Annotated in this window: 12 protein-coding genes and 1 pseudogene; all 13 read left to right on the plus strand. The window is 53.6% G+C overall.

Features of this window, described 5'->3' with window-relative positions; genetic code table 11:
* Positions 1-882: 882 nt before the first annotated feature.
* A pseudogene (locus G8S19_RS07010) lies at positions 883-1,080 on the plus strand (LysR family transcriptional regulator); the annotation flags it as partial.
* 697 nt (positions 1,081-1,777) lie between these two features.
* Positions 1,778-2,221 (plus strand): NADH-quinone oxidoreductase subunit NuoA, encoded by a 444-nt coding sequence (gene nuoA / locus G8S19_RS07015; RefSeq protein ID WP_040230134.1) that lies wholly within the window; start codon positions 1,778-1,780, stop codon positions 2,219-2,221.
* Between the two features lie 15 nt (positions 2,222-2,236).
* Positions 2,237-2,899, plus strand: a complete 663-nt coding sequence (gene nuoB, locus G8S19_RS07020) for an NADH-quinone oxidoreductase subunit NuoB (RefSeq protein WP_003028075.1) — start codon at positions 2,237-2,239, stop codon at positions 2,897-2,899.
* A gap of 85 nt (positions 2,900-2,984) precedes the next feature.
* Entirely contained in the window at positions 2,985-4,787 is a 1,803-nt protein-coding gene (gene nuoC / locus G8S19_RS07025; RefSeq protein ID WP_075551358.1) for an NADH-quinone oxidoreductase subunit C/D, read from the plus strand.
* Positions 4,788-4,789: 2 nt separating this feature from the next.
* Positions 4,790-5,290 carry an NADH-quinone oxidoreductase subunit NuoE gene (gene nuoE, locus G8S19_RS07030; protein ID WP_003028069.1) on the plus strand — a complete coding sequence of 167 codons (501 nt, stop codon included), beginning with the start codon at positions 4,790-4,792 and terminating at the stop codon, positions 5,288-5,290.
* Positions 5,287-6,624: an NADH-quinone oxidoreductase subunit NuoF gene (gene nuoF, locus G8S19_RS07035; protein WP_005129472.1), complete on the plus strand. Its 1,338-nt coding sequence runs from the start codon at positions 5,287-5,289 to the stop codon at positions 6,622-6,624. The genes nuoE and nuoF overlap by 4 nt, the downstream gene beginning before the upstream one ends.
* An 81-nt stretch (positions 6,625-6,705) precedes the next feature.
* Positions 6,706-9,432, plus strand: a complete 2,727-nt coding sequence (nuoG, locus tag G8S19_RS07040; protein ID WP_253686372.1) for an NADH-quinone oxidoreductase subunit NuoG — start codon at positions 6,706-6,708, stop codon at positions 9,430-9,432.
* Entirely contained in the window at positions 9,429-10,406 is a 978-nt protein-coding gene (gene nuoH, locus G8S19_RS07045) for an NADH-quinone oxidoreductase subunit NuoH (protein WP_003028063.1), read from the plus strand. The genes nuoG and nuoH overlap by 4 nt, the downstream gene beginning before the upstream one ends.
* Positions 10,407-10,420: 14 nt before the next feature.
* Positions 10,421-10,963 (plus strand): NADH-quinone oxidoreductase subunit NuoI, encoded by a 543-nt coding sequence (gene nuoI / locus G8S19_RS07050; RefSeq protein WP_003028062.1) that lies wholly within the window; start codon positions 10,421-10,423, stop codon positions 10,961-10,963.
* 11 nt (positions 10,964-10,974) lie between these two features.
* Positions 10,975-11,529 (plus strand): NADH-quinone oxidoreductase subunit J, encoded by a 555-nt coding sequence (gene nuoJ, locus G8S19_RS07055; RefSeq protein WP_137379134.1) that lies wholly within the window; start codon positions 10,975-10,977, stop codon positions 11,527-11,529.
* Positions 11,526-11,828, plus strand: coding sequence for an NADH-quinone oxidoreductase subunit NuoK (gene nuoK, locus G8S19_RS07060; protein WP_000612644.1), 303 nt, complete (start codon positions 11,526-11,528; stop codon positions 11,826-11,828). The genes nuoJ and nuoK overlap by 4 nt, the downstream gene beginning before the upstream one ends.
* A complete protein-coding gene (gene nuoL / locus G8S19_RS07065) occupies positions 11,825-13,666 on the plus strand; it encodes an NADH-quinone oxidoreductase subunit L (protein WP_253686373.1) in 1,842 nt (613 codons plus the stop codon). Before nuoK ends, nuoL begins: the two co-directional genes overlap by 4 nt.
* Before the next feature lie 251 nt (positions 13,667-13,917).
* Positions 13,918-15,447: an NADH-quinone oxidoreductase subunit M gene (nuoM, locus tag G8S19_RS07070; protein WP_253686375.1), complete on the plus strand. Its 1,530-nt coding sequence runs from the start codon at positions 13,918-13,920 to the stop codon at positions 15,445-15,447.
* Positions 15,448-15,453: the final 6 nt, after the last annotated feature.

Below are 15,453 nucleotides of genomic sequence, written 5' to 3' on the forward strand. Positions count from 1 at the left end.
AGTCAGCACAGAACAATGTACTCCCCCGACGGTGAGTTTTGAAGGGTCTTTAGTAGAAGATTTCGAAAGTTGCGATGTTATAATTAACTGTTAATAACTAAATAATGAAATTAATATAGAATTATAATCTTGATATTTTTGATTTTGTGGTTATATGTTTCGAGGTGGCGGCTCGGGTATGGTGATTTGTTTTGGTAAAAATAGTGAGATGTGCAAAACGGGGCGCGGTCGGGAGTATCTGCTGTATTGCGCAATTCGAAAATACTGAGGTTTGAGCCTGACAAACTGTTATCGGCCTGATCTGACAACGACGCGGTGTGAATCTATTGTTAAGTATAATTAATGAATGGTGGCATTCTTAATTAATTATTATTTAATATTTAAACAGTATTTATTGAACGCGTTAATAATACGAAAACTGCCAGTCTGAGTTATCACCTTTTTGCTTCGATTAATTCGCGATAACACTTATAAATATAGTGGTTTTAGGTTAAGATAAGTCCCATGAAATGGTACGCAACTTGTGTTTTGCGATAATTCTAATGTTAGTTAAGAGTTTCTAACATACTGAAAAGTTAGTTTTTAATGTGTAAATTAGTGTTCGTTAACTATTTTTCAAATTTACAAAATTTACATGTTTTCCATTAGTCAGAATCATCCAACAGCTAAAAAAATGACTCTTTCTCGTTGCTATATTCCGATGAGTGTCACGGGTATTATATAGCGCTGAAAGGGAATTGTTTCGTTTGTTAAAGCAAATACATCCTTATTTTCACCTGGTTACACCTGGTGAAACTGCGAGGGAGGCCCATTACAAATGGAGTTGTTTGTTTCTGAATGCACAGCATTAACCCGGTATGACCCGCGAGTAAGTGAAAAATTATGATAAATGCAAATCGTCCGATAATTAACCTCGATCTCGATCTGCTGAGAACCTTCGTTGCCGTTGCCGATCTGAATACCTTCGCGGCTGCGGCAGCTGCGGTATGTCGCACTCAGTCTGCGGTGAGTCAGCAAATGCAACGTCTCGAACAACTTGTGGGGAAAGAGTTGTTCGCGCGCCATGGACGTAACAAACTCCCTGGCAATACAACCAGTTTACCCCTGAAGGGGGAGACGATTCGCTGATTGTCGAAGGCGACTTTGAGTGATGTACCATAAATAATCGTTATAAAATGTAAGTGCAAAAAAGAGTCGCTGGTGATGAAAAAACATCCAGTGGCTCTTTTTTTATGCAAATAATGGTCGGAGATGGCATTTTGTATACCAAAACTTAACAAAATCAGTAGGTAAAAAAATCACCTACAAATAGTGCAAAAAACAATCACTCGAGGCGCTATTCATTTTCATGTTAAAAAACTAGAGAAATTGTTGCTGTTTTTTATGGTGAATTAACAAAAGCGTGTCACAGATCAAGAAAATACTCCCATTTAGGGGGAGGCATCTGTGTGAATTCCTGTCAAAATAGACGGGTATCATTTTTTTACTTCACTACGGACACGATTCAACAACATTAAAAATGACCGATGACGCGATCGAAATGGGTCTAAATAGCACTTTATGTTAATGGTGTTGGAGTTGTGTAAAATAATGTGAGGAAACTTTTGTTAAAGTTGACAAAAGGTTATAGAAAGGAGTAAAAAACCCCATCAATTAGCTGTCTAAAATGATTTTTCACAGTGATTGTAAGGTTTTTTTTATTCCTCCCCATGAATCGATGTGGCGTTCATCTGCCGAAAAGAGCAGAGAATTTGGCGCTACTTTTGATGAGTAAGCAATGAGTATGTCAACATCCACTGAAGTCATCGCTCATCACTGGGCATTCGCTATCTTTCTTATTGTCGCCATTGGCCTGTGCTGCCTGATGCTCGTCGGCGGCTGGTTTTTAGGTGGTCGCGCACGCGCGAGATCTAAAAACGTGCCGTTTGAATCAGGTATCGACTCGGTCGGCACCGCCCGCTTGCGCCTGTCTGCCAAGTTTTATCTGGTAGCCATGTTCTTCGTTATCTTCGACGTTGAAGCGCTGTATCTGTTCGCATGGTCAACCTCTATCCGTGAAAGCGGTTGGATTGGCTTTGTGGAAGCTGCAATTTTTATTTTTGTGTTACTGGCAGGTCTGGTTTATCTGGTGCGTATTGGCGCGCTGGACTGGACGCCCGCGCGTTCACGCCGCGAGCGTATGAACCCGGAAACGAACAGTATCGCTAATCGTCAACGCTAACCGCGAGGCATTAAGATGGATTATACGCTCACCCGCATAGATCCTAACGGTGAGAACGACCGTTACCCCCTGCAAAAACAGGAGATCGTAACCGACCCCCTGGAGCAGGAAGTTAACAAAAACGTGTTCATGGGCAAGCTGCATGACATGGTTAACTGGGGCCGTAAAAACTCAATTTGGCCATATAACTTTGGCCTTTCCTGCTGCTACGTAGAGATGGTGACCTCGTTTACCGCCGTGCATGACGTGGCCCGTTTTGGTGCAGAAGTATTGCGTGCATCGCCGCGTCAGGCTGACCTGATGGTCGTAGCCGGAACCTGCTTTACCAAAATGGCCCCGGTTATTCAGCGCCTCTACGATCAGATGCTGGAACCGAAATGGGTTATTTCCATGGGCGCCTGCGCCAACTCCGGCGGTATGTACGATATCTACTCGGTAGTGCAGGGCGTTGATAAATTTATTCCGGTCGATGTGTACATCCCGGGATGCCCGCCGCGTCCAGAAGCGTACATGCAGGCACTGATGCTGCTGCAAGATTCCATTGGCAAAGAACGCCGTCCGCTCTCCTGGGTGGTTGGCGATCAGGGCGTTTATCGCGCCAATATGCAGTCAGAACGCGAGCGTAAACGCGGCGAACGTATTGCTGTAACGAATCTTCGTACACCAGACGAGATTTAATTTGCGCCTGTCGGCAGCAGCACTTCCTTCGCTTACCACTACATAAATAGCGCGAAGCACTGCCGACCACCACGGACCATTTGCAATGGTGAACAATATGACCGACTTAACCGCGCAAGACGCCGTATGGCAAACACGGGATCACCTTGATGACCCGGTCATTGGCGAACTGCGCAACCGTTTTGGGCCGGATGCCTTTACCGTTCAGGCTACTCGCACTGGGGTACCCGTTGTCTGGGTCAAGCGTGAACAGTTACTCGAAGTTGGCGATTTCTTAAAGAGACTGCCGAAACCTTACGTCATGCTGTTTGACTTACACGGCATGGACGAACGTCTGCGTACGCACCGCGAAGGGTTACCCGCCGCGGATTTTTCCGTTTTCTATCACCTGATCTCCATTGAACGCAATCGCGATATCATGCTCAAGGTGGCTTTGTCCGAAAACGATCTGCGCGTACCGACTTTCACCAAACTGTTCCCGAACGCCAACTGGTATGAGCGTGAAACCTGGGAAATGTTTGGCATCGACATCGAAGGTCACCCGCACCTGACGCGTCTGCTGATGCCGCATACCTGGGAAGGCCATCCGCTGCGTAAAGACTACCCGGCGCGTGCGACCGAATTTGACCCGTTTGAGCTGACTAAAGCCAAACAGGATCTGGAAATGGAAGCGCTGACCTTCAAACCTGAAGACTGGGGCATGAAGCGTAGCACCGAAAACGAGGACTTTATGTTCCTCAACCTCGGTCCTAACCACCCGTCTTCCCATGGTGCGTTCCGTATTGTCCTGCAGCTTGATGGCGAAGAAATCGTCGACTGCGTACCTGACATCGGCTACCACCACCGTGGCGCTGAAAAGATGGGCGAACGTCAGTCCTGGCACAGCTATATTCCGTACACTGACCGTATCGAGTACCTCGGTGGCTGCGTGAACGAAATGCCGTACGTGCTGGCAGTCGAAAAGCTGGCGGGTATTACCGTACCGGATCGCGTCAACGTGATTCGCGTCATGCTCTCTGAACTGTTCCGTATCAACAGCCACCTGCTGTACATCTCCACGTTCATTCAGGACGTCGGCGCAATGACTCCGGTATTTTTCGCCTTTACCGACCGTCAGAAAATCTACGACGTCGTGGAAGCGATCACCGGTTTCCGTATGCACCCGGCCTGGTTCCGTATCGGCGGTGTGGCACACGATCTGCCGCGCGGTTGGGACAAACTGCTGCGTGATTTCCTCGACTGGATGCCAAAACGTCTGGATTCTTACGAGAAAGCCGCGCTGCGTAACACCATCCTGAAAGGCCGTTCGCAGGGCGTTGCCGCTTACGGCAAGAAAGAAGCGCTGGACTGGGGCTGTACCGGTGCTGCGCTGCGTGCGACCGGTATTGATTTCGACGTGCGTAAAGCGCGTCCGTACTCTGGCTACGAAAACTTTGACTTTGAAGTCCCGGTTGGCGGCGGTGTGTCCGACTGCTATACCCGCGTGATGCTAAAAGTTGAAGAGCTGCGCCAGAGTCTGCGCATCCTTGAGCAGTGCCTCAATAACATGCCGGAAGGCCCGTTCAAAGCGGATCACCCGCTGACGACGCCGCCGCCGAAAGAGCGCACGCTGCAACATATCGAAACCCTTATCACCCACTTCCTGCAGGTTTCGTGGGGTCCGGTTATGCCGGCAAACGAGTCCTTCCAGATGGTGGAAGCGACCAAGGGTATTAACAGTTACTACCTGACCAGCGATGGCAGCACCATGAGTTATCGTACCCGTATCCGTACCCCGAGCTATGCGCACCTGCAGCAGATCCCGGTAGCGGTACGTGGCAGCCTGGTGTCCGACCTGATCGTCCATCTGGGTAGTATCGATTTTGTTATGTCAGATGTGGACCGCTAATTATGCACGAGAATCAACAACCACAAACCGAGGCTTTTGAGCTGAGTGCGGCTGAGCGTGAAGCGATTGAGCACGAGAAGCACCACTACGAAGACCCGCGTGCGGCGTCCATTGAAGCGCTGAAAATCGTTCAGAAGCAGCGTGGCTGGGTGCCGGATGGGGCGATCTACGCGATCGCTGACGTGCTGGGTATCCCGGCAAGCGACGTCGAAGGTGTTGCGACATTCTACAGCCAGATCTTCCGTCAGCCGGTCGGTCGCCACGTGATCCGCTATTGCGACAGCGTCGTGTGCCATATCAATGGCTACCAGGGGATCCAGGCTGCGCTTGAGAAAAAACTCAACATCAAGCCGGGGCAGACGACCTTTGATGGTCGCTTTACGCTGCTGCCGACCTGTTGCCTGGGGAACTGCGACAAGGGGCCGAATATGATGATCGATGAAGATACTCATGCTCACCTGACCCCGGAAGGCATTCCCGAACTGTTGGAGCGGTATAAATGAAAGACATTATCCGTACTCCCGAAACGCATCCGCTGACCTGGCGTCTGCGTGATGACAAACAGCCTGTATGGCTGGACGAATATCGTAGCAAGAACGGTTATGAAGGTGCGCGTAAGGCCCTGACCGGGCTGTCACCGGATGAAATCGTCAACCAGGTAAAAGACGCTGGCCTGAAAGGGCGCGGTGGCGCAGGCTTTTCCACCGGTCTGAAGTGGAGCCTGATGCCGAAAGACGAATCCATGAACATCCGTTACCTGCTGTGTAACGCCGATGAAATGGAACCCGGCACCTATAAAGACCGCTTGTTGATGGAACAGCTGCCGCACCTGCTGGTGGAAGGCATGCTGATCTCCGCGTTTGCGCTGAAAGCGTACCGTGGTTACATCTTCCTGCGCGGTGAATATATCGAAGCGGCTGTGCATCTGCGCCGCGCGATTGCCGAAGCGACCGAAGCCGGTCTGCTTGGCAAAAACATCATGGGCACCGGTTTCGATTTCGAACTGTTTGTGCACACCGGGGCGGGGCGTTACATCTGTGGTGAAGAAACCGCGCTGATCAACTCCCTCGAAGGTCGCCGTGCTAACCCACGCTCCAAGCCGCCGTTCCCGGCAAGCTCTGGTGCATGGGGTAAACCGACCTGCGTTAACAACGTCGAAACCCTGTGTAACGTACCGGCTATCCTCGCAAACGGCGTGGAGTGGTACCAGAACATTTCGAAGAGCAAAGACGCGGGCACCAAACTGATGGGCTTCTCTGGTCGCGTGAAGAATCCGGGACTGTGGGAGCTGCCGTTCGGCACTACTGCGCGTGAAATCCTCGAAGATTACGCGGGCGGCATGCGCGATGGCCTGAAGTTCAAAGCCTGGCAGCCGGGCGGCGCGGGGACTGACTTCCTGACTGAAGCACATCTCGACCTGCCGATGGAATTCGAAAGCATTGGTAAAGCCGGTAGCCGTCTGGGTACCGCGCTGGCGATGGCGGTTGACCACGAGATTGGCATGGTTGGGCTGGTGCGTAACCTCGAAGAGTTCTTTGCCCGCGAGTCCTGTGGCTGGTGTACGCCGTGCCGTGATGGTCTGCCGTGGAGTGTGAAAATTCTGCGTGCGCTAGAGCGTGGCGAAGGCCAGCCTGGGGATATCGAGACACTTGAGCAACTGTGTCGTTTCCTCGGCCCGGGTAAAACCTTCTGTGCACACGCACCGGGTGCGGTGGAACCGCTACAGAGCGCCATTAAATATTTCCGCGAAGAATTCGAAGCTGGCATTAAGCAGACCTTCAGCAATACCCACGCTATTGGTGGTATTCAGCCGAACCTGCTGAAAGAGCGCTGGTGATCACAGGGTTAGCCCTGTGTCGCGATAAGAAATTCGATTAACGCTTGGTCACTGACCGAGCCAACTGGAAGCATGCTGACTATGGCTACGATTCATGTAGACGGCAAAGAATATGAGGTCAATGGAGCGGACAACCTGCTGGAAGCTTGTCTGTCTCTCGGCCTTGATATTCCATACTTTTGCTGGCACCCGGCGCTGGGCAGCGTCGGTGCTTGCCGCCAGTGTGCGGTGAAGCAATATCAGAACGCGGAAGACACGCGTGGTCGCCTGGTGATGTCTTGTATGACACCGGCCACCGAAGGTACCTTTATTTCTATTGATGACGAAGAAGCGAAGCAGTTCCGCGAAAGCGTCGTCGAGTGGTTGATGACCAACCACCCGCACGACTGCCCGGTCTGCGAAGAGGGCGGTAACTGCCACCTTCAGGATATGACCGTCATGACTGGTCATAGCTTCCGTCGCTACCGCTTCACGAAGCGTACACACCGCAACCAGGATTTGGGGCCGTTCATCTCTCACGAAATGAACCGCTGCATCGCCTGCTATCGCTGCGTACGTTACTACAAAGATTACGCCGATGGCACGGATCTGGGCGTGTATGGCGCACATGACAACGTCTACTTCGGTCGTCCGGAAGACGGTACGCTTGAGAGCGAATTCTCCGGTAACCTGGTAGAAATTTGTCCGACCGGCGTGTTTACCGACAAAACGCACTCCGAGCGTTATAACCGTAAATGGGATATGCAGTTTGCCCCGAGCATCTGCCAGCAGTGTTCCATTGGCTGTAACACCAGCCCGGGTGAGCGTTACGGCGAACTGCGTCGTATCGAAAACCGCTACAACGGTACCGTTAACCACTACTTCCTCTGCGACCGTGGTCGTTTTGGCTATGGTTACGTGAACCTGAAAGACCGTCCGCGTCAGCCGGTACAGCGTCGTGGCGATGATCTGATCACCCTGAACGCTGAGCAGGCGATGCAGGGGGCGGCAGATATTCTGCGTCAGTCGAAGAAAGTGATCGGTATCGGCTCTCCGCGCGCCAGCGTTGAAAGTAACTTCGCGCTGCGTGAACTGGTCGGTGCGGATAACTTCTATACCGGTATAGCCCAGGGCGAGCAGGAACGTCTGCAACTGGCACTGAGCGTGCTGCGTGACGGCGGGATTCATACTCCGGCACTGCGCGAAATCGAATCTTATGATGCGGTTCTGGTGCTGGGCGAAGATGTCACCCAGACCGGCGCACGCGTTGCGCTGGCGGTGCGTCAGGCGGTGAAAGGTAAAGCGCGTGAAATGGCGGCGGCACAGAAAGTGGCTGACTGGCAGATCGCAGCAATCCTTAACATCGGCCAGCGTGCTAAGCATCCGCTGTTCGTCACCAACGTCGATAACACCCGCCTGGATGATATCGCCGCTTGGACCTATCGTGCACCGGTTGAAGATCAGGCGCGTTTAGGTTTCGCTATCGCTCATGCGCTGGATAACAACGCGCCGGCGGTTGACGGTATCGACCGTGACCTGCAGAACAAAATTGACGTTATCGTTCAGGCACTGGCCGGGGCGAAGAAACCACTGATTATTTCCGGCACTAACGCCGGTAGCGCTGAGGTGATTCAGGCTGCTGCCAACGTGGCGAAAGCGCTGAAAGGCCGTGGTGCAGACGTCGGCATCACCATGATTGCTCGCTCGGTTAACAGCATGGGCCTCGGCATGATTGGAGGTGGTTCCCTTGACGATGCGCTGACCGAGCTGGAAACAGGCCGCGCTGACGCCGTTGTGGTGCTGGAAAATGACCTGCATCGCCATGCTTCAGCCGCCCGCGTTGATGCCGCGCTGGCGAAAGCGCCGCTGGTACTGGTTGTTGACCATCAGCGCACCGCGATTATGGAAAACGCCCATCTGGTGCTTTCCGCTGCAAGCTTCGCCGAAAGCGATGGTACGGTGATTAACAACGAAGGTCGCGCCCAGCGCTTCTTCCAGGTCTATGACCCGTCCTATTACGACAGCAGCACCGTGATGCTGGAAAGCTGGCGCTGGCTGCACTCGCTGCACAGCACCGTGCAGAGCCGCGAAGTGGACTGGACGCAGCTCGACCACGTTATCGACGCGGTCGTTGAGAAGTTGCCGCAGCTGGCGGGCATTAAAGATGCCGCACCGGACGCAAGCTTCCGTATCCGTGGACAGAAGCTGGCGCGTGAACCGCACCGCTACAGTGGGCGTACCGCAATGCGCGCCAACATCAGCGTACACGAACCGCGCCAGCCGCAGGACAAAGACACCATGTTCGCTTTCTCGATGGAAGGTAACAACCAGCCGTCTGCGCCGCGTTCACAAATTCCGTTTGCCTGGGCTCCGGGCTGGAACTCCCCACAGGCGTGGAACAAGTTCCAGGATGAAGTGGGCGGTAAACTGCGTCATGGCGATCCGGGCGTGCGTCTGATCGAAGCTTCTGCGGATGGTATGGATTACTTCACTACCGTTCCGGCGAGCTTCCAGGCTCAGGATGGTCAGTGGCGTATCGCGCCGTACTACCATCTGTTTGGCAGTGACGAAATGTCCCAGCGTGCGCCGGTCTTCCAGACCCGTATGCCGCAGCCGTACATCAAACTCAACCCGGCTGATGCCGCGAAGTTGGGTGTTAATGCCGGTACGCGCGTTTCTTTCAGCTACGATGGCAACACGGTTACGCTGCCGGTTGAAATCGCTGAAGGATTAACGGCAGGGCAGGTTGGTTTGCCGATGGGCATGCCTGGCATCGCGCCGGTTCTGGCAGGTGCGCGTCTTGAGGATCTGCAGGAGGCACAACAATGAGTTGGATTACACCCGATCTGATTGAGATCCTGCTGAGCATTCTCAAAGCGGTGGTGATCCTGCTGGTGGTGGTCACCTGCGGGGCATTCATGAGCTTTGGCGAACGTCGTCTGCTGGGTCTGTTCCAGAACCGTTACGGACCGAACCGTGTTGGCTGGGGCGGTTCGCTCCAGCTGGTTGCGGACATGATCAAGATGTTCTTTAAAGAAGACTGGATCCCGAAATTCTCGGATCGCGTCATCTTTACCCTGGCACCGATGATCGCCTTCACCTCGCTGCTGCTGGCTTTCGCCATCGTGCCGGTGAGTCCGAACTGGGTAGTGGCCGACCTGAACATCGGGATCCTGTTCTTCCTGATGATGGCGGGCCTCGCGGTATACGCGGTGCTGTTCGCCGGCTGGTCCAGTAACAACAAATACTCCCTGCTCGGTGCGATGCGTGCGTCTGCGCAGACGCTGAGCTACGAAGTGTTCCTCGGACTTTCCCTGATGGGCGTGGTGGCGCAGGCCGGTTCATTTAACATGACCGACATCGTCAACAACCAGGCTGATATCTGGAACGTTATTCCGCAGTTCTTTGGTTTTGTCACCTTTGCCATCGCGGGCGTGGCGGTGTGTCACCGTCACCCGTTTGACCAGCCAGAAGCCGAGCAGGAACTGGCCGACGGTTACCACATTGAATATTCCGGTATGAAATTCGGTCTGTTCTTCGTGGGTGAGTACATCGGTATCGTCACCATTTCTGCGCTGATGGTTACCCTGTTCTTCGGTGGCTGGCATGGCCCGTTCTTACCACCATTCGTCTGGTTCGCGCTGAAAACCGCGTTCTTCATGATGATGTTCATTTTGATTCGTGCGTCGTTACCGCGTCCTCGTTATGACCAGGTAATGTCCTTCGGCTGGAAAGTCTGTCTGCCGCTGACGCTCGTCAACTTGCTGGTAACGGCGGCTGTCATTCTCTGGCAGGCGCAATAAGGGACACAAAGACCATGACCTTAAAAGAATTGTTCGTAGGTTTCGGCACTCAGGTACGCAGTATCTGGATGATCGGCCTGCATGCGTTCGCGAAACGCGAAACGCAGATGTACCCGGAAGAGCCGGTCTATCTACCGCCCCGTTTTCGTGGTCGTATCGTTCTGACACGTGATCCTGACGGTGAAGAGCGCTGCGTTGCCTGTAACCTGTGTGCGGTAGCGTGTCCGGTAGGCTGTATCTCTTTGCAAAAAGCAGAGACCAAAGATGGCCGCTGGTATCCGGAGTTTTTCCGCATTAACTTCTCACGCTGCATTTTCTGCGGCCTGTGTGAAGAAGCCTGTCCGACAACGGCTATTCAGCTGACTCCAGATTTCGAGCTGGGTGAGTACAAGCGCCAGGACCTGGTTTACGAGAAAGAGGATCTGCTGATCTCCGGTCCGGGCAAATACCCGGAATATAACTTCTACCGGATGGCAGGTATGGCAATCGACGGCAAAGATAAGGGCGAAGCAGAGAACGAAGCTAAGCCTATCGACGTCAAGAGCCTGTTACCGTAAGGAGAGGGGCAATGGAGTTCGCTTTTTATATCTGTGGCCTGATAGCCATTCTCGCAACCTTGCGGGTGATCACCCACACCAATCCGGTACACGCACTGCTGTATCTGATTATTTCGCTGCTGGCGATTTCCGGGGTGTTCTTCTCGTTAGGCGCTTACTTCGCGGGTGCGCTGGAAATTATCGTCTACGCGGGCGCCATCATGGTGCTGTTCGTATTCGTGGTAATGATGCTCAACCTCGGTGGTTCTGAAATTGAACAGGAACGCCAGTGGCTGAAACCTCAGGTGTGGATTGGACCGGCGATTCTGTCGGCCATCATGCTGGTGGTTATTGTTTACGCCATTCTGGGCGTTAACGATCAGGGCATCGACGGGACACCAATCAGCGCGAAAGCAGTCGGTATTTCCCTGTTCGGACCGTATGTACTGGCGGTCGAACTGGCTTCGATGCTGCTGCTGGCGGGTCTGGTTGTGGCCTTCCACGTGGGGCGCGAAGAGCGTTTAGGTGAGGTGCTGAGCAATCGCACCGATGACCGCGCGAAAAGAAAAACGGAGGAGCACGCATGATCCCCTTACAACATGGACTGATCCTCGCTGCGATTTTATTCGTCCTGGGTTTGACCGGTCTGGTTATCCGCCGCAATCTGCTGTTTATGCTGATCGGGCTGGAAATCATGATTAACGCCTCTGCGCTGGCCTTTGTGGTCGCCGGAAGCTACTGGGGCCAGACCGATGGTCAGGTGATGTACATTCTCGCCATCAGCCTTGCGGCTGCGGAAGCGAGCATTGGACTTGCGCTGCTGCTGCAACTTCATCGCCGTCGCCAGAACCTGAACATCGATTCAGTAAGTGAGATGCGTGGATGAACATGCTTGCCTTAACCATTATTCTGCCATTTATTGGCTTTGTATTACTGGCGTTTTCTCGTGGTCGTTGGTCAGAAAATCTGTCCGCGACCGTGGGTGTCGGGTCGATTGGCCTGGCCGCGCTGGTGACTGCGTTTGTTGGCGTTGATTTTTTTGCCAATGGCCAGCAGGCTTACAGCCAGCCGCTGTGGACCTGGATGTCAGTTGGCGACTTCAACATCGGTTTTAACCTGGTGCTGGACGGCCTGTCGCTGACCATGCTCTCCGTGGTGACCGGCGTCGGTTTCCTGATCCACATGTTCGCCTCCTGGTATATGCGCGGAGAAGAGGGCTATTCTCGTTTCTTCGCCTACACCAACCTGTTTATCGCCAGCATGGTGGTTCTGGTGCTGGCGGATAACCTGCTGCTGATGTACCTCGGCTGGGAAGGCGTGGGCCTGTGCTCCTATCTGCTGATTGGTTTCTACTATACCGATCCGAAGAATGGCGCTGCGGCAATGAAAGCCTTCGTGGTAACCCGTGTTGGTGACGTATTCCTGGCGTTCGCACTGTTCATTCTCTACAACGAGCTGGGCACGCTGAACTTCCGCGAAATGGTGGAACTGGCGCCTGCGCACTTTGCAGACGGTAACAACATGCTGATGTGGGCAACCCTGATGCTGCTGGGCGGTGCGGTCGGTAAATCTGCACAGCTGCCGTTGCAAACATGGCTTGCTGATGCGATGGCAGGCCCGACGCCTGTCTCTGCGCTGATCCACGCTGCGACGATGGTTACCGCCGGTGTCTACCTGATTGCACGTACGCACGGCCTGTTCCTGATGACCCCGGAAATCCTGCATCTGGTGGGGATTATCGGTGCTATCACGCTGGTACTGGCGGGTTTTGCTGCGCTGGTACAGACCGACATCAAACGCGTTCTCGCTTACTCCACGATGAGCCAGATTGGCTACATGTTCCTGGCGCTTGGCGTTCAGGCGTGGGATGCGGCGATTTTCCACCTGATGACGCACGCCTTCTTTAAAGCGCTGCTGTTCCTGGCATCCGGCTCGGTTATCCTGGCTTGCCACCACGAACAGAACATCTTCAAGATGGGCGGCCTGCGTAAGTCTATTCCGCTGGTGTATCTCTGCTTCCTGATTGGTGGCGCGGCGCTGTCGGCTCTGCCGCTGATTACCGCTGGCTTCTTCAGTAAGGATGTGATTCTTGCCGGTGCGATGGCGAACGGTCATATCAATCTGATGGTTGCAGGTCTGGTCGGTGCGTTCATGACCTCGCTGTATACCTTCCGTATGATTTTCATCGTGTTCCACGGTAAAGAACAAATTCACGCTCACGCCGGGAAGGGGATTACCCATCATCTGCCGCTGATTGTGCTGATGATCCTGTCCACCTTTGTTGGCGCGCTGATTGTGCCGCCACTGCATGGCGTACTGCCTGCGACGACCGAGCTTGAGCATGGTCGCGTTATGACGCTGGAAATTACCTCCGGTATCGTAGCGATTGCGGGCATCCTGATCGCAGCATGGCTGTGGCTGGGTAAACGCCAGCTTGTGACATCGATTGCCAACAGTGCGCCGGGCCGCCTTCTGGGTACCTGGTGGTATAACGCCTGGGGCTTCGACTGGCTGTACGACAAAGTGTTCGTCAAGCCGTTCCTGGGTGTTGCCTGGTTGCTGAAACGCGATCCGCTCAACTCAATGATGAACATTCCGGCGATCCTTTCCCGCTTTGCAGGTAAAGGCCTGCTGTTGAGCGAGAACGGTTATCTGCGCTGGTATGTCGCATCAATGAGCATCGGCGCCGTTGTTGTGCTGGCACTGTTGATGGTACTGCGTTGAGTTTGTTGGCTGGATGAACGACTGCCGGATGGCGCTGCGCTTATCCGGCCTACAAACCCAAAAATAATTTTTAGAATTCGTTGAAAATCTGTTCCTGAAGTACAGGCGTCATCGGCGAAGTCAGACCGAATACCGCCAGCGCAGAGCAACCGGAGCGTACTGAAGTACGTGAGGATTGCGAGCACTGCCGGGATTTGGGCTGATGAGTGAGATAGCCTGAGCAGGAGTAAATATAAGGGACATACTTAGCTATGTTATTACCCTGGTTGATATTAATCCCCTTTATCGGTGGCTTCCTGTGCTGGCAGACCGAACGCTTTGGCGTGAAGGTGCCGCGCTGGATAGCGCTGATTACCATGGGACTGACGCTGGCGCTTGGCTTGCAACTGTGGTTGCAGGGCGGCTATTCACTGACGCAATCCGCTGGCATTCCGCAGTGGCAGTCTGAGTTTGTCCTGCCGTGGATCCCACGTTTTGGCATCTCTATTCATTTAGCCATCGACGGTTTGTCGCTGCTGATGGTGGTGCTAACCGGTCTGCTCGGTGTTCTGGCGGTACTGTGCTCCTGGAATGAAATCGAAAAATACCAGGGCTTCTTCCACCTGAACCTGATGTGGATCTTAGGCGGCGTAATCGGCGTATTCCTTGCCATCGACATGTTCCTGTTCTTCTTCTTCTGGGAAATGATGTTGGTGCCGATGTACTTCCTGATCGCGTTGTGGGGGCATAAAGCCTCTGACGGTAAAACGCGTATCACGGCGGCCACCAAGTTCTTCATCTATACCCAGGCAAGCGGTCTGGTGATGTTGATTGCCATCCTGGCGCTGGTGTTTGTGCACTACAAAGCGACCGGCGTGTGGACCTTCAACTATGAAGAACTGCTGAATACCCCGATGTCCCACGGCGCGGAATATCTGCTGATGCTGGGCTTCTTCATCGCGTTTGCGGTGAAAATGCCGGTGGTTCCGCTGCACGGCTGGTTGCCGGATGCGCACTCCCAGGCACCGACCGCAGGTTCCGTTGACCTGGCGGGGATTCTGCTGAAAACGGCGGCCTACGGTCTGCTGCGTTTCTCCCTGCCGCTGTTCCCGAACGCGTCGGCGGAGTTTGCACCTATCGCTATGTGGCTTGGCGTAATCGGCATCTTCTACGGCGCGTGGATGGCCTTTAATCAGTACGATATCAAACGTCTGATTGCCTACACCTCTGTATCGCACATGGGCTTCGTGCTGATTGCTATCTACACCGGCAGCCAGCTGGCGTACCAGGGTGCGGTTATCCAGATGATTGCGCACGGTCTGTCCGCTGCCGGTCTGTTCATCCTGTGTGGTCAGCTGTACGAACGTCTGCACACGCGTGATATGCGTATGATGGGCGGCCTGTGGGGCAAAATGAAATGGTTGCCTGCGCTGTCAATGTTCTTTGCAGTGTGTACGCTGGGTATGCCGGGTACCGGTAACTTCGTTGGCGAATTCATGATTCTGTTCGGCAGCTATCAGGTGGTTCCGGTCATTACCGTGATCTCAACCTTTGGTCTGGTGTTTGCCTCTGTTTACTCGCTGGCGATGCTGCATCGCGCTTACTTCGGTAAGGCGAAAAGCCAGATTGCCAGTGTTGAACTGCCAGGGATGTCGCTGCGTGAGCTGTTTATCATCCTGTTGCTGGTCGTGCTTCTGGTACTGCTTGGCTTCTATCCGCAGCCGATTCTGGATACCTCGCATTCTGCGATGAGCAACATCCAGCAGTGGTTTGTTAATTCCGTTACTACTACAAGGCCGTAAATCGCC

The organism is Citrobacter sp. SX206, assembly GCF_024181025.1.
Classification (GTDB): domain Bacteria; phylum Pseudomonadota; class Gammaproteobacteria; order Enterobacterales; family Enterobacteriaceae; genus Citrobacter; species Citrobacter youngae.

Excerpts from the sequence above, each read along its gene's own strand:
- nuoA (WP_040230134.1), top strand. The coding sequence starts at position 1,778 with ATGAGTATGTCAACATCCACTGAAGTCATCGCTCATCACTGGGCATTC.
- nuoB (WP_003028075.1), top strand. The coding sequence starts at position 2,237 with ATGGATTATACGCTCACCCGCATAGATCCTAACGGTGAGAACGACCGT.
- nuoC (WP_075551358.1), top strand. The coding sequence starts at position 2,985 with ATGGTGAACAATATGACCGACTTAACCGCGCAAGACGCCGTATGGCAA.
- nuoE (WP_003028069.1), top strand. The coding sequence starts at position 4,790 with ATGCACGAGAATCAACAACCACAAACCGAGGCTTTTGAGCTGAGTGCG.
- nuoF (WP_005129472.1), top strand. The coding sequence starts at position 5,287 with ATGAAAGACATTATCCGTACTCCCGAAACGCATCCGCTGACCTGGCGT.
- nuoG (WP_253686372.1), top strand. The coding sequence starts at position 6,706 with ATGGCTACGATTCATGTAGACGGCAAAGAATATGAGGTCAATGGAGCG.
- nuoH (WP_003028063.1), top strand. The coding sequence starts at position 9,429 with ATGAGTTGGATTACACCCGATCTGATTGAGATCCTGCTGAGCATTCTC.
- nuoI (WP_003028062.1), top strand. The coding sequence starts at position 10,421 with ATGACCTTAAAAGAATTGTTCGTAGGTTTCGGCACTCAGGTACGCAGT.
- nuoJ (WP_137379134.1), top strand. The coding sequence starts at position 10,975 with ATGGAGTTCGCTTTTTATATCTGTGGCCTGATAGCCATTCTCGCAACC.
- nuoK (WP_000612644.1), top strand. The coding sequence starts at position 11,526 with ATGATCCCCTTACAACATGGACTGATCCTCGCTGCGATTTTATTCGTC.
- nuoL (WP_253686373.1), top strand. The coding sequence starts at position 11,825 with ATGAACATGCTTGCCTTAACCATTATTCTGCCATTTATTGGCTTTGTA.
- nuoM (WP_253686375.1), top strand. The coding sequence starts at position 13,918 with ATGTTATTACCCTGGTTGATATTAATCCCCTTTATCGGTGGCTTCCTG.